The organism is Stenotrophomonas sp. YJH_SMC_37 (genome assembly GCF_059370035.1).
This window is the reverse complement of record NZ_JCAFTG010000001.1, coordinates 301,894-315,969: the sequence shown is the minus strand read 5'-3', so window position 1 is coordinate 315,969 and position 14,076 is coordinate 301,894. Positions and strand designations below refer to the sequence as shown.

Here is a 14,076-nt window from a genome sequence, read left to right as displayed (position 1 = left end):
ACGTGGTCGGCGGATGCGGCTATGAAATGATGTTTTTGTTACAGCCGTATTACGACCATGACAGAGGTGCCCTGGATCACGTTCTGACAAGGGTTTCACAGGATTGGCGCCGATCCGGCAGGTGCCCGGAAACCCCCGATCTGCGCACCGATATGACGGTCGGGGCAAGGTAGAGCCGAGCCCGCGCTCGGCTGTTCCCTGCCCTCGGTAGCTGCGGACCGTTGGTCCGCACGCTCCAGAGCGCAGCCGAGCGTGGCTCGGCTCTACAGAGTCAGGCGCATCCCCAAGAACAAGAAGAGCGCGAGATCTCGAGGATCTCGCGCCCGGGTGGGAGCGGCGGGGGAGAGAGGACCCGCCGCCCCCGTTCCTGCGGGGGAACGCGCTTACTTCAGGTTCTGCGACCAGTAGGTCTCGATCTGGCGGACCAGGCTGTCCGGCAGCGGCACGTAGTCCAGCTGGCGGGCCTGGGCATCGCCGTTCTTGTAGACCCAGCGGAAGAATTCCTGGGTCGCCTTGCCATTGGCAGCATTCTTCGGCGTCTTCTGCACCAGGATGAAGTTGGTGGCAGTGATCGGCCAGGACTCGGCGCCCGGCGCATTGGTCATCACCAGGTAGAAGTCGCGGGCGCTGGCCCAGTCGGCACTGGCGGCAGCGGCAGCGAACGAGGTGTCGCTCGGCTGCACGAACTTGCCGGCGGCATTCTTCATCGCGGTGTAGGAGAGCTTGTTCTGCAGCGCGTAGGACAGTTCGACATAGCCGATGCCGCCCTTGATCTGCTTCACATAGGCGGCAACACCTTCGTTGCCCTTGCCGCCGATGCCGGCCGGCCACTGCACCGAGGTGCCTTCACCGACCGAGCTCTTCCACTCCGGGCTGACCTTGGACAGGTAATTGACGAAGTTGAAGGTGGTGCCCGAGCCGTCCGAACGATGCACGACGGTGACCTTGGCGTTGGGCAGGGTCACGCCCGGGTTCAGCGCGGCGATGGCCGGGTCGTTCCAGGTCTTGATCTTGCCCAGGAAGATGTTGGCCAGCACCGCGCCGTCCAGCTTCAGCGCGCCCGGCGCGATGCCGGCCACGTTGACCACCGGCACCACGCCGCCGATCACCGACGGGAACTGCGCCAGGCCCGCAGCAGCCAGGTCTTCCGGCTTCAGCGGCGCGTCGGAGGAGCCGAAATCAACGGTCTTGGCCTTGATCTGGGCAATGCCGCCGCCGGAACCGATGGACTGGTAGTTGACCTTGTTGCCGGTTGCGGCGCTGTAGTCGGCCGACCACTTGGACATGACCGGGTAGATGAACGATGCGCCCGCGCCGGTGATATCGGCGGCGTTGGCGGCGAACACGGACGATGCAGCCAGGATGGCGACAGCGGCGCGCGACTTGAAGGCGTGGATCACGGGGAGACTCCTGGGGTGGTGGTCGAAGGGCGGTTGCCCGACGTTTCGGTGCACATTCCATAACGGTTGCGTGACACGCCCGCGTCTGTCATATGACGCGGGCGTGACATGCGTCATGAGGGATGTCACGTCCGCTGCGCCGGCTGGGCAGCGCGGGTGCCGATGCAACGACGAAGGCACGGCCGGTGCCGTGCCTTCGCGGTTCAATGCAGGTGGCGGGACTTACCAGAAGAACTGCGCGCGGGCTTCCAGGATGTTGGGATCGTCGTTGACGAAACCGCGCGCCGTGGAGCTGTACTTCTTGCTGTCGACCATCACGTAGTTGAGCATCAGCTTGAAGTTGGAACGCAGGTACCAGTTGGCGCCCACGGTCCAGATGTCCATCTTGCCACCCAGCACGCCATCGACGATCGGCGGGCGACCGGCGACCGGATTGGCGGCGAGGTTGCCGTCATTGAGGTCCATGTGGTCGTAGCGCACGCCCAGCTGCCACTGGCCGCCGGCCGGGTTGTTCGGCAGGCCGGTGCCCGGGGTGCCGCCCTTGTAGCTCCAGGTCTCGCCGGTCACGTTCCACACGCCGCTGATGTAGTAGCCGTCGCTGGTGTAGTTGTCGTGGTCGTAGCGCTTGGCCTTGCTGGTGTAGTACTCGGCCTGGGCCTTGAACGGGCCCTGGAAGTACATGGCTTCGGCACCGATGGTGCTGACGCGGTCGGTGTCGGTCAGATTGCCGCTGTCGACCAGGCGGGCAGTGGCGAGGTCGGCATTGGGACGTGCACGCACGCGCAGGGTGTCGGCGTCGGCGTCGTAGTTGACGTAGCTCAGGCCGAAGTGCAGGACCTGGCCCTTTTCATTGATCGGGGCCCAGGTGCCACGCGCGCCGTAGCCGCTGCCGTGGGCCAGGTTGCGGGTCAGCTCGCGGCCGAAGGCGCTGGCGGTCACCGACCAGTTGTCCTGGCCGTAGCTGTACGCGCCGCCCAGGCGGCGGGCGATGGCATAGGTATTGGTGACCGCTGCCTTGGAAATGAAATCGTTGTTCTTGGTGCTGGACAGTTCTTCCAGGCTGTTGGGCTGCTTGAACTGGCCCAGCTGCAGGAAGTGGTTGGCGTTGCCCAGCAGCTTGTACTTCACGTTGGTGTCGAGGAACTTGTCGGCCTTGGCGTCATAGCCGACCACCCACTCCACATTGCCCGGGCCCTTGCCCTTGAGCACCAGCTCGGCGCGACGCAGTTCGAATTCGCTGTTCTTGCCGTTGCCGGCGTCGCCACCGTTGAGGTCCACCACATCGTTGTGGAACCAGTTGCCGTCGGCCTGGACCAGGCCTTCGAAGGTGATTTCCGAACCGCCGATCACGTCGATGGCGACTTCGGCGTGTGCAGCCGGCACATACAGCGCAGCAGCCACGGCCACCGTCAGGAGTTGGTGATGCAGTTTCATGGAGAGGAGCCTTGCAGGCAGGTGGGAAGATGCGCGCAGGCTAGAAGGTAAAGATTGCGTAAATGTGACAGTTCACGCGCGGCAGACATCCACCGCAGGCCCCGTCACGGCAGGGCCTGCCATTGAAACCGCTTGCGTATGACGCCCGGATTGCGCCTTGGTTGCAGTCGATCCACGCCCTGCATGGATGCGGCCGTCACTCGGCCGCGGTCTTGTCCTTGAACCGGCACAGGTCGGCGATCACGCAGCCCGGGCAGTCCGGCTTGCGCGCCTTGCACACGTAACGTCCGTGCAGGATCAGCCAGTGATGCGCGTCGAGCAGGAACTCGGCGGGGATCACCTTCACCAGCTTGTCTTCCACTTCGCGCACATTCTTTCCCGGGGCCAAGCCGGTACGGTTGGCGACGCGGAAGATGTGCGTGTCCACCGCCATTACCGGCTCGCCGAAGGCGGTGTTGAGCACCACGTTTGCGGTCTTGCGGCCCACGCCCGGCAGTGCTTCCAGCGCATCGCGATCGCGCGGCACTTCACCGCCATGCTTTTCCAGCAGGATCGCGCAGGTGGCAATCACGTTCTTCGCCTTGGCATTGAACAGCCCGATGGTGGAGATGTACTGCTTCAGCCCGTCCTCACCGAGCGCAAGGATCTTTGCCGGGGTGTTGGCGACCGGGAACAATCGGCGCGTGGCCTTGTTGACGCCGACGTCGGTGGCCTGCGCCGACAGCGCCACCGCCACCAGCAGCTCGAACGGCGAGCTGTACTCCAGTTCGGTCTTCGGGTGCGGGTTGAGTTCGCGCAGGCGGGTGAACATCTCCACCACGTCGGCGCGCGGCATCGTGCCGCCACGCCGCGCCGGGGCGCGTGCGGTTTTCTTCGTGGTCGCCATTACTGCTCCTTGCCGCTGGCGCGGGCCTTGGCCCGGGCGAGGATGGCGGCCGCTGCGGCGGGCAGGGCGGGCTTCACGTCCGGCGCCGGGGCGGGCGTGCGCCGCGCGTCGCGTTCGGCTTCGCGGCGGGCCAGTCTCACCGCACGGGCGCGGTAGCGTTCGCGTGCCGCCCAGGCGGCCTGAAGCTGCTGCTGGGCCTGCTGCAACCGCTGCGGGAGTTCCGGGTGGCCGGGCAGCAACTGCGCGTCGTCGGCGCGGGCGACATAGTCCATCAGCCCGGCTTGCAGGGCGCCATCAAGATCGTCTGCCTGGACCCGGGCGAACAACTGCGCGGGATTGGGTCGGGAAGCCATGGCGTCAGCGGTTCTGGAACGCCGGCGGGCGGCGCTGCAGGAAGGCGCTGGTGCCTTCGCGCATGTCCTCGGTGGCGAACAGCAGGCCGAACTGCGCGCTTTCGTACTCCAGCCCGGCGTCCAGGCTGCATTCGCCGCCCACGTGCACCGCATCGAGCAGGCCACGCAGGGCCAGCGGGGCCGAGCGTGCCAGCTGGCGGGCAATGTCCTGCACGCGATTGTCCAGCGCGTCGGCGGGCACCACTTCGTTGACGATGCCCAGTTCCAGCGCACGCGCGGCGGTGATCGGCGCCCCCAGCAGGCACAGCTCCAGGGTGGTGGCGCGGCCGCACAGGCGCAGCAGGCGCTGGCTGCCGCCGAAGCCGGGGATCAGGCCGAGGTTGACTTCCGGTTGGCCGACCTTGGCGGTATCTGCGGCGATGCGCAGATGGCAGGCCATCGCCAGTTCCAGTCCACCGCCCAGTGCGAAACCATTCACGCGTGCGATGACCGGCTTCGGCATCCGTTCAATCTGGCGCATCAGGGCCTGGCCCAGCAGCGAGAAATCACGTCCCTGAACCGCGCTGAGTGTGTTCATCTCGGCGATGTCGGCGCCAGCCACGAACGCCTTGGGGCCCGCCCCGGTCAATACCACGACGCGCACCTCCGGATCGGCGGCGGCGTCCCTGAAGGCATCGGCCAGGGCCTGCAGGGTCGCGGCGTTGAGGGCATTGAGCTTGTCCGGGCGCTGGACGGTCACGGTGCGGATGGCGCCGTCTTCGGAGACAGCGATCAGAGCATCGGCCACGGGGAAAACTCCTGAAACGTTAAAAAAAAGTGATATTGAACTCTGCAAACGCAGGCGGGTCATAGCCTGCATCGTGAGTAGCGGTTACACGTTACGCCCGTTATCCTAACCCGTCGCCTCAGGGCGGCGCAGAACGTCCCTGAGTTACCACCCCTGGAGAACTGTTTGATGAAGTTGCGTTCTATCGCGGTCGCCGTCGCGGCCCTGGCCCTGACGGGCAATGCCTTCGCCCAGGACGTCTCGTCCGAAAAGGGCAAGCTGAGCTACTACTTCGGTTACGACTACGGCAACAACCTGGCGGAGCTGACCGGTCGTGGTGAGCAGCTGGACATCAACTCGGTGGTGAAGGGCCTGCAGGATGCCTACGCCAAGAAGCAGCCGGCGATCACCGCCGAGCAGCTGAAGCCGGCCGTTGAAGCGTTCCAGAAGCGCGAGCAGGGCCGTGCCCAGGCTGCCAAGGCCGAGTACGAGAAGGCTGCTGCCGAAAACAAGACCAAGAGCGATCAGTTCATCGCGGCGAACAAGGCCAAGGCCGGCGTGCAGTCGCTCCCGAGCGGCGTCCAGTACCGCGTGATCGAAGCCGGCAAGGGTGCCAAGCCGACCCAGGCCAGCACCGTGCAGCTGGAAGTGGCCGGTCCGTTCCCGTACGGCCAGCGCCCGACCGAAGCCCGCCCGGCCCAGCAGATCCCGTCGATCAAGGTCAGCGAAGTCGAAATGAAGGCCATGCGCGAGACCCTGCTGCAGATGCCGGCAGGCTCGAAGTGGGAAGTCACCCTGCCGCCGGACCAGGCCTACGGTGCCGATCCGCGCACCCCGTTCCCGCCGAACGTGGCTGTGCAGTTCGAGATCAAGCTGGTCAGCGTCAAGTAAATCGAAACAGCAAACGAAACGCGCCGGTGATCCCACCGGCGCGTTTCTGTTTGTGCAGCCCCTGGCGGTGAAACGCCTGCGCTGCGCGCGCGAGTCGACTGACAGTCGACTCTACCGTCCGGCTGGGCCACCCGCGCAAATTCAGCCCGATCGCGCTACTGTTGGCGGGTGCAAACAATGGAAGAAACGGCGCGTGTTGTCGCAAGTCCCTGCATCGGAGTGTGCACGCTGGATCCGCACCGGCAATGCGCCGGCTGCGGGCGGCATATCGATGAGATCGCGCGGTGGTCGTCGATGAGCAACGAGGAACGCAGCCGCATCCTGCATCGCGTGCAACCGTTGCGTGCACAATTGCAGCAATCGCTACGCGGATCGCTGGCCGACCACGAGCGCTTGGTGCGCGCGTTGCATCCTTTGGCCGAACCGCCGGCCGGCGACGGCTGGAACCGCAGCGAGCTGATCGACCTGCTGCCACCGGGGCCGCCTGTGGAGGCGGCGGTGCTGGCCGGCATCGTGCCGCGCGCCAACGGCGCGCAGGTCATCCTCACCCGTCGCACCGAAACCCTGCGCACCCATGGTGGCCAGGTCGGGTTCCCCGGTGGCCGCACCGAACCCGATGACCGCGACGCGCTGGCGGCCGCCCTGCGCGAGAGCCAGGAAGAAATCGCATTGGCGCCCGGCCAGGTGCAGCCACTTGGCTATCTCGACCCCTTCGTGACGATCACCGGCTACCGGGTCACGCCGGTGGTGGCGGTGGTCGATCCGGAGTTCGTGCCGGTGCCGCAGCCCAGTGAAGTGGCCGAAGTGTTCGAGGTGCCGCTGGACTACCTGATGGCCCCTGACAGCCTGCGCCAGGTCGAAATCAATCATCGCGGCCGCATCCGCCACGTCCTTGAGTATGGCTGGCCCGGCCAGCGCATCTGGGGGGCGACCGCGGCCATCCTCTACAACCTGCGTCGCCGCCTGGAGCAAGTGCAATGAACCCGATCAAGCAGCCGTGGACCACCCTGGTCGATGTCGACACCCTGGCTGCCGCGTTGGGCGAAGGCGTACGCGTGGTCGACGCCCGTGCCACCGCCAGTACCGCCGTGCGCGTGGTCGATGCGCGTGCTTCGCTGGCGGACCCGCAGGCTGCGGGCGGCCAGTACCTGGCAGGACACATACCGACTGCGGTGCATGCCGATCTCAACCGTGATCTGTCCGATCTCAGCCGCGTCGGCCATGGTCGCCATCCATTGCCCGACAGCGATGCCTTTGCCGCGAAACTGGGGCAGTGGGGCATCGGCCTCGACACCCAGGTGGTGGTCTACGATGGCAGCGACGGCAGCATGGCCGCCTCGCGCCTGTGGTGGCTGCTGCGCCTGATCGGGCACACCAAGGTGGCTGTGCTCGACGGCGGCATCGCTGCCTGGCAGGCCGCCGGTAACGCGTTGGAAAGCGGCCAGGCTGAAGTGACAGCGCTGCCTGCCTACCCGGGCCGCTTCGACACCACCCAGGTCGCCAGCGCCGATGAAATCACCGCGCGGCTGAAGCATGCGCCGGGCTGGTTGGTCGACGCACGCGCAGGTGAACGCTTCCGAGGCGAAGTGGAGCCGCTGGACCCGGTCGCTGGCCACGTACCCGGCGCGGTCAACCGCCCGTTTGCGTTGAACGTCGCCGACGGCCGCCTGCGCGATGCACAGGAACTGCGCGCCGAATTGCAGGGCGTGATCGGCAACCGCGATCCGCAGCAGGTGGTGCTGATGTGCGGCTCCGGCGTGACCGCCTGCCACCTGCTGCTGGCGATGGAAAGCGCAGGACTGAGCGGCGCGCGCATCTATGCCGACTCCTGGAGCGGCTGGGTGAGCGACAGCAGCCGCCCGGTGGCGACCGGCGCCTGAGCGATCCGAGCAGAAAGCAGTCGAGCGCGGAGCCTCTCCAGAGCCGAGCGGCCGGCTCCACGCGCATGGCGATGCCTTCAAATCATCGGCGCCCGCAGGTCATGGAGCGCGGCTCGACTCTACAAAGGCACCCTCCGATCGATTCGACTCCGTGCCGACCAACGGTCGGCACCCACCAACAGCGGCAGAAATCTGTCGAAGGCGGGGGGGGCGGTTGCGGGTGTCCGCGGCATGGATGCCGCGGCCAAGCCCCCAGGGGTGAGGGCGCTTTGCTTGCGAAGTACTGCTTCGCGAGCGCCCGAACGCACAGCCGCCAGCGGCTGGGCCGGCCTGGGGATTTACGGCGTCCCCCGCAACCGGGCCCACCCTGCCATCCCACGGATAGCCTGCTGTTGCCGGCCAGCGGCCGGCACTACCGCAGGTGCAGGGCGCAGCCCTGCCGCTTACCCAACCGGCTGCAGCGGCACCTTCGCCAGCACCCGCGCCCAAGGGAACAACGGGCCCGGGTCGCGTTTGCGTGCCACCCTCAGCGTCGGATCATCGCTGGCCGGCACCTGCTCCAGGTCCAGCTGGTCATGCCCGGCAATCCGCTGCAGCGACGGATAGCGCACCACCAGCGCCTGCAGCAGCCGCTCCAGCGCTTTCAGTTGCGCCTCGGTGTAGGCCTCGTCCATCGCCTGGTGACGGCTGTCGAACCAGTGCGGGTAGCGCCCGGTATTGACCAGCTCGATGCCCAGCGTATGCGCGTTCATGCCGCGCACGTGGTGGGCCACGCGTTCGGGCGCAACGTACTGCACCACGCTGCCATCGCGGTCGATGTAGAAGTGCCCGCTGTTGCCGGCACCGCTGTCATACAGCACGCGCTCGCCGTACTCGCGGGCCGTCGCCAGATCGGGCAGCTCGGTGCAGTGGATCACCACCATCTCCAACGTGGCCGGATCGCGCAGCGGCAGTCGGTCGTGGTAGGGCAGGGGCTGCAGCTGCAGGCCGGGCAGGAGCGGGTTGGGCATCCGGCGATGCTAGCATTGCGGCATGAACCTGCCTTCTCTTTCCTGGTTGGCCCGCGCCCACGGAGCACGCGCATGAGTCGCGGCCACTGCATCCTCTCCCATGGCTTCGAAAGCGGCCCGGAGGCGACCAAGGTCACCGCGCTGGCCGAGGTGGCCCAACGCCTGGGCTGGACCCACGAGCGCCCCGACTACACCGATCTGGACGCGATGAGCGAGGTCAGCCGGGTGGGCGACGTGCCGACCCGCCTGCGCCGTCTGGTTGAACGCGCCGCCATCGCTGCCCGACAGGGGCCGGTGGTACTGGCCGGCTCCAGCCTGGGCGCCTACATTTCCGCCATCGCCTCGCTGCAGGTGCCGGTAGCCGGCCTGTTCCTGATGGTGCCGCCGACCACCATGGGCCCGATGCCGGCGCTGGACGCCGCTGTGGTGCCGACCACGGTGGTGCAGGCCTGGCATGACGACGTGGTACCGGCTGCCGGCGTGATTGCCTGGGCGCAGGCGCGTTCGGCGCAGTTGCTGCTGGTTGACGATGGCCACCGCCTGGAGCGCCACGTGGAGGCCTCTGCGCAGTCCTTCGAGCGCCTGCTGCGGCAACTGTGAAGCCGGGGCGCACGGCGCGCCTGCCCGCATTGACTACAATGGCAGCCCCGCCGCCCCCGGCGCGGGCCTGCCGGCCGTGCCTACGGCCCTCCTTTCCGACCGGCCCGGCCCCTGTGCCGCGCCCGACCACCTGCGAACCGACCCCGTGAAATTCTTCGTCTCCTGCGCCAAGGGCCTGGAATACCTGCTTGCCGATGAACTGTCGGCCCTGGGCCTTGGCAAGGCCACCGCCACCATTGCCGGCGTCAACGCCGAGGGCGAACTGGCGCAGGCGCTGCGGATCGTGATGTGGTCGCGCCTGGCCAGCCGCGTGCTGTGGCCGATCGCCGAGTTCGACTGCCCGGACGAGCAGGCTCTGTATGACGGCGTGCGTGCGCTGCCGTGGCACGAGCACATCACGCCGGAGATGACCCTGGCGGTGGACGCACACGTGTCCGGTGACAAGATCACCCATGCGCGCTTTGCCGCGCAGCGGATCAAGGACGCCATCGTCGACCGGATGCGTGATGAAGGCCTGGAACGCCCCTCGGTCAACACCGACCTGCCCGATGTGCGCGTCAACCTGTCGCTGCGCAAGGGCCGTGCTTCGCTGTCGATCGACCTCGGCGGTGGCCCGCTGCATCGCCGTGGCTGGCGCGGTGCCGCCCACGAGGCGCCGCTGAAGGAAAACCTGGCCGCCGCGCTGCTGCTGCGCGCGCAGTGGCCGCGCCTGCACACCGCCGGAGGCGGCCTGCTGGACCCGATGTGCGGCAGCGGCACGCTGCTGATCGAAGGTGCACTGATGGCCGCCGACGTCGCCCCTGGCCTGATGCGGCATGGCAGCCTGCCGCCGAGCCGTTGGCTGGGCTTCGACAAGGCGGCCTGGAAGTCCATCCAGAGCGAAGCACGCGAGCGCGAAGCGGCCGGCCTGGCCGCGCTGAAGCCGGTCATCCATGGCAGCGATATCGACCCGGCCGCGATCCAGGCCGCCCGCGAGAATGCAGAGGTTGCCGGCGTCGCCCACGCGATCCGCTTCACCCGCGCCGATGTCGCCGACCTGGCCGCGCCCGAACAGGAGATCGGTGCGGTGGTCTGTAACCCGCCGTACGACGAACGCCTGGCTGCCGATCCGGCGTTGTACCGCGCGTTGGGCAATGCCCTGCAGAAGGCCGTGCCGCAGTGGCGTGCCAGCCTGCTGTGCGGCAATGACGAGCTGGCCTTCGCCACTGGCCTGCGCGCCAGCAAGAAGTACCAGATGTTCAACGGTGCGCTGGAATGCGCGCTGATCGTCTGCGATCCGATTGCCGTGCCGGGTCGTGATCCGGCACAGCCGCGCGAGCTGAGCGAAGGCGCGCAGATGGTGGCCAACCGGCTGCGCAAGAACCTGAAGAAGTTCAAGAGCTGGCGTGCCCGCGAGGACATCACCTGCTTCCGCGCCTACGACGCCGACCTGCCGGAGTACGCGGCGGCCATTGATGTCTACGAGGAAGACGGGGGCAAGCGCCGCACCTTCCTGCATGTGCAGGAGTACGCGGCACCGGCGGCGATTCCCGAGAACGACGTGCGCCGCCGCCGCAACGAGCTGCTGGCCGCCGCGCGCGAAGTATTCGGCGTTCCGCCGGAGCAGGTGTCGATGAAGTCGCGCGAGCGCGGCAAGGGCGGCAGCAAGTACGGCCGCTTCGAGCAGCGTGACGAGTTCATCGTGGTGCGCGAGAACCATGCACTGCTGCAGGTGAACCTGTTCGACTACCTGGACACCGGCCTGTTCCTTGACCATCGCCCGCTGCGCCGGATGATGGCCGAGCAGGTGCGTGGCAAGCGTTTCCTGAACCTGTTCTGCTACACCGGCGTGGCCAGCGTGCAGGCCGCCGTGGCCGGTGCCGCCAGCACCACCAGCGTCGACCTGTCGGCCACCTACCTGCAGTGGTGCTACGACAACCTTGCGCTGAACGGGCAGGGGGGCAGCCAGCACCTGCTGGTCCAGGCCGACGCGATGGCCTGGCTGGAAGGCGACCGCGGCCAGTACGACGTGATCTTCTGTGATCCACCGACTTTCTCCAACTCCGCCCGCGCCGATGATTTCGACGTGCAGCGCGAACAGGTGAAGCTGCTGCGGGCGGCGGTGGCCCGGCTGGCACCGGGTGGCTTGCTGTACTTCTCCAACAACTTCCGCCGCTTCAAGCTGGAAGAGAACGCCATCGCCGAATTCGCCCAGTGCCGCGAGATCACCGCACGCACCATCGGTCCGGATTTCGAGCGCAACGCGCGCATCCACCGCGCATGGGAACTGAAGCGGCTGGGGTAAGCCCGGTAGTGCCGGCCGCTGGCCGGCAACGGTGTCAGATCCGCAAAGGGTTCATGAGGTGCCGGCCAGCGGCCGGCACTACCCCTGTCTGGCCGGTGGATCCACGCCACGCCTGGATGGTTGTTCAGTAGATCCACGCCATGCGTGGATGGCGGTTACAGCAACGCCACCACCAGCCCCAGCGCCGGCAGCGTGATCGCCAGCGGTGCGATCCACTTCGGCCGGTACGGATACAGCCCGAACGAGAGTGCCACGCCGCACATGGTCATTGCGCCCAGCCACAGCACCGGGCCCATCGCCCAGCCGTGATCGGCCACGCACAACGCGAACGCCACCGTCAGCAGGGCCCAGCCCAGCACCCGCCACTGCGTGCGCCGTGCCGGGCTGGCCGCAGCCTTGCCGTGCAGGTCGTACTGGTGTCTTTCCATCGCCAGCGACAGCGCGGTGAACGCGGAAAACGACAGGGTCAACGCCAGCAGCATCATGCACTGGCCTCCGCTTCGGCGGCTTCGACCACAGCCACTGGCGCCGCAGCCGCCGCCGCACGCTTCTTCTTCTCGGCCGCGCTCAGCGGTGGCGTCCAGCGCTGCATGCGCCAGCCGCACATCGCCAGCATTGCGCCGAAGACGATCATCGAAAGATCGACGCCGGCCAGTACCCAGTCGCCGTTGCGCAGGGTGTTGCCCAGGTGCGCATGCGTGGTCAACGCATTGACCACCGGCACCAGTGCGAACGCGGCCGCGCCCAGGTAGAGCTGCCACGCCCACATCATTCGCTTCGGCCAGATGAAGGCGGCCAGCAGCGCGCCGGCCCAAGCGTAGAAGAATACGTTGGCCTCCGCACTCGCGCGCTCGGCGATGTCCAGCGGCAGCAGGCGGTTGCCCCAGAAGTACGCCGCGAAGGCGATCGGCAGGCCAGCCACGGTGCCGATGTTGAGCGCATCGACCAGGCGAAGGCCGAAGCCGGTGCGTCCACTCTTCGCATGCTTCGGTCGTTCCTTCACCGCCCACAGCACCACGCCGCTGGCGACCATCAGGCAGCCCACCAGACCGGACAGGAAGAACAGTGCACGCAGGCCCCAGTCCGCAAAACGCGCCAGGTGCAGGCCGTACAGCACACCACGGGTGGCGGTGGCACCGCCCGATGGCGGCGTTTCCTCAAGCAGAGCACCGCTGACCATGTCGTAACGCACGGCCGGGGTGTCGATGGACAGGCGCTTGCCATCGCGCTGGCGGATGTCGATCACCGCATTGGCCGCCCCCGGATTGGACACGGTGAAACCGGCCACCTCCACGCCGTGCCAATGCGCGCGTGCGCTGTCCAGCAACTGTGCGATCGGCAGCGGCGTGGCGCGGCCCTCGGCGGGCGAGGTCACTTCCGGAAGGCCGCCGAAAGCCTCGCTGATGAATTTGTCCTCGTCCTGGGGGTAGGCGACCTTCACTCCCCACGGCAGGTACATGATCATCAGGGTGACGATGCCGGTGTAGGTGATCATCGCGTGGTACGGCAGCGCCATCACCGCGCTGACGTTGTGGAAGTCGAGCCAGGAGCGCAGGCCCTTGTCCTTGCGGAAGGTGAAGAAGTCCTTGAAGATCTTCTTGTGGGTGATCACGCCGGTGATGATCGCCACCAGCATGAACATCGCGCAGAACCCGACCAGGTAGCGCGCCCAGTACACCGGGATGTAGTGCAGGTCGAAGTGCAGGCGGTAGAAGAAGTCGCCTCCACGGGTCTCGCGCGCCTTCAGTGCCTGGCCGCTGTTCGGGTCCAGCGTGGCGTCGCCGAAGCCACCGCGGCGGCCACGGCTGGGGTCGGCCAGTTCCGGTGGCAGCCGCCAGAACATCTGCATGGCCGGGTTGCGCGGCTGCGGCAGGGTGACGAACCAGTTCTCGGCGTGGCTCGCATTGGCCTGCAGGTAGTCCACCGCGCGCTGCGCGGCCACGTCGATGCTGACGTTGCTGGACGGCAGCTCCGGGCGCATCCAGCGGCTGATTTCCTCGCGGTAATAGCTGGCGGTGCCGGCCATGAAGATCAGCAGCAGCAACCAGCCGACCAGCAGGCCGGTCCAGGTGTGCAGCCAGGCCATCGACTGGCGGAATCCGTTCTTCATGCCCAGGCCCCCAGCATGCGCGCGATGGCAGCCATCAGCAGGGCGGGAGCGAGAATGCCGACCCACGCACGCAGCGCGCTGCGGGTGGCGAACGCCCACAACGCCGCGCAGGCGGCGACCAGGATCGCCAGCAGCATGCCGGTCAGCACGGTCTGGCCGCGCGCGCCGGGCAGCGCCACTGCGCAGAACACACTGGTCATCGAGGCCAGCGCGTAGCCACCGAAGATCGCAGCCAACGAGCGTGACAGCACGCCCCAGCGCGGGTTGGAGAACAAGGTGCGGGGGCTGGCGGTTACGGGCGAGCGGTCCAAGGAGGTCCTGCAGGTTGGAGGAGGGATGGAATGCGTCCGCGGCCCCTGCGCCCTGCGCATGTTGCCCAGCGTGTCCCATCGACACGAGGCACGTCCCGCGCGGGCGGTCAGCGCGGAAGGCGGGGATGTACACGGGCGATGGGCACGTTTC

Annotated in this window: 14 protein-coding genes; 5 read left to right on the top strand and 9 right to left on the bottom strand. The window is 67.4% G+C overall.

Annotation, left to right across the window (positions count from 1 at the left end; genetic code table 11):
* Positions 1–383: 383 nt before the first annotated feature.
* The 5 genes from pstS to AC5P8J_RS01585 all read right to left on the bottom strand — a co-directional run bounded on the left by pstS (position 384) and on the right by AC5P8J_RS01585 (position 4,860).
* A complete protein-coding gene (gene pstS / locus AC5P8J_RS01605) occupies positions 384–1,400 on the bottom strand; it encodes a phosphate ABC transporter substrate-binding protein PstS (protein WP_019659077.1) in 1,017 nt (338 codons plus the stop codon).
* Between the two features lie 222 nt (positions 1,401–1,622).
* Positions 1,623–2,834: an OprO/OprP family phosphate-selective porin gene (locus tag AC5P8J_RS01600; protein WP_049411264.1), complete on the bottom strand. Its 1,212-nt coding sequence runs from the start codon at positions 2,832–2,834 to the stop codon at positions 1,623–1,625.
* A 196-nt stretch (positions 2,835–3,030) separates the two neighbouring features.
* Positions 3,031–3,720, bottom strand: coding sequence for an endonuclease III (gene nth / locus AC5P8J_RS01595; protein ID WP_021204114.1), 690 nt, complete (start codon positions 3,718–3,720; stop codon positions 3,031–3,033).
* On the bottom strand, positions 3,720–4,073 hold the full coding sequence (locus AC5P8J_RS01590) for a hypothetical protein (RefSeq protein ID WP_005408795.1): 354 nt from the start codon (positions 4,071–4,073) through the stop codon (positions 3,720–3,722). Before AC5P8J_RS01590 ends, nth begins: the two co-directional genes overlap by 1 nt.
* A gap of 4 nt (positions 4,074–4,077) precedes the next feature.
* Positions 4,078–4,860 carry an enoyl-CoA hydratase/isomerase family protein gene (locus AC5P8J_RS01585; RefSeq protein WP_495216584.1) on the bottom strand — a complete coding sequence of 261 codons (783 nt, stop codon included), beginning with the start codon at positions 4,858–4,860 and terminating at the stop codon, positions 4,078–4,080.
* A gap of 168 nt (positions 4,861–5,028) precedes the next feature.
* Between AC5P8J_RS01585 and AC5P8J_RS01580 the strand changes: the two genes are divergently transcribed.
* From AC5P8J_RS01580 to AC5P8J_RS01570, 3 genes are all read left to right on the top strand, one after another.
* Positions 5,029–5,730 (top strand): FKBP-type peptidyl-prolyl cis-trans isomerase, encoded by a 702-nt coding sequence (locus AC5P8J_RS01580; protein WP_005408797.1) that lies wholly within the window; start codon positions 5,029–5,031, stop codon positions 5,728–5,730.
* A 177-nt stretch (positions 5,731–5,907) separates the two neighbouring features.
* On the top strand, positions 5,908–6,711 hold the full coding sequence (locus AC5P8J_RS01575) for a CoA pyrophosphatase (protein ID WP_495216583.1): 804 nt from the start codon (positions 5,908–5,910) through the stop codon (positions 6,709–6,711).
* Entirely contained in the window at positions 6,708–7,610 is a 903-nt protein-coding gene (locus AC5P8J_RS01570; protein ID WP_021204111.1) for a sulfurtransferase, read from the top strand. Before AC5P8J_RS01575 ends, AC5P8J_RS01570 begins: the two co-directional genes overlap by 4 nt.
* 443 nt (positions 7,611–8,053) lie before the next feature.
* On the opposite strand, the gene AC5P8J_RS01565 is transcribed toward AC5P8J_RS01570, so the two are convergent.
* A complete protein-coding gene (locus AC5P8J_RS01565; protein ID WP_021203541.1) occupies positions 8,054–8,620 on the bottom strand; it encodes an N-acetylmuramoyl-L-alanine amidase in 567 nt (188 codons plus the stop codon).
* A gap of 72 nt (positions 8,621–8,692) precedes the next feature.
* Here AC5P8J_RS01565 and AC5P8J_RS01560 point away from each other — a divergent pair, with 72 nt between their 5' ends.
* Together AC5P8J_RS01560 and rlmKL are read left to right on the top strand one after the other, a co-directional pair.
* Positions 8,693–9,220 (top strand): hypothetical protein, encoded by a 528-nt coding sequence (locus tag AC5P8J_RS01560; protein WP_495216582.1) that lies wholly within the window; start codon positions 8,693–8,695, stop codon positions 9,218–9,220.
* 145 nt (positions 9,221–9,365) lie between these two features.
* Entirely contained in the window at positions 9,366–11,504 is a 2,139-nt protein-coding gene (gene rlmKL, locus AC5P8J_RS01555; protein WP_227854351.1) for a bifunctional 23S rRNA (guanine(2069)-N(7))-methyltransferase RlmK/23S rRNA (guanine(2445)-N(2))-methyltransferase RlmL, read from the top strand.
* Positions 11,505–11,659: 155 nt separating this feature from the next.
* Here rlmKL and AC5P8J_RS01550 read toward each other — a convergent pair whose 3' ends face one another.
* Genes AC5P8J_RS01550 through AC5P8J_RS01540 form a run of 3 tightly spaced genes read right to left on the bottom strand, consistent with a single transcriptional unit; the run spans position 11,660 to position 13,925 of the window.
* On the bottom strand, positions 11,660–11,989 hold the full coding sequence (locus AC5P8J_RS01550) for a DUF3325 domain-containing protein (RefSeq protein WP_019659066.1): 330 nt from the start codon (positions 11,987–11,989) through the stop codon (positions 11,660–11,662).
* Complete coding sequence (locus tag AC5P8J_RS01545; protein WP_021203543.1) at positions 11,986–13,614, bottom strand: PepSY-associated TM helix domain-containing protein; 1,629 nt, start codon at positions 13,612–13,614, stop codon at positions 11,986–11,988. Before AC5P8J_RS01545 ends, AC5P8J_RS01550 begins: the two co-directional genes overlap by 4 nt.
* Positions 13,611–13,925, bottom strand: coding sequence for a DUF3649 domain-containing protein (locus AC5P8J_RS01540; protein ID WP_021203544.1), 315 nt, complete (start codon positions 13,923–13,925; stop codon positions 13,611–13,613). Before AC5P8J_RS01540 ends, AC5P8J_RS01545 begins: the two co-directional genes overlap by 4 nt.
* Between the last annotated feature and the right edge of the window lie 151 nt (positions 13,926–14,076).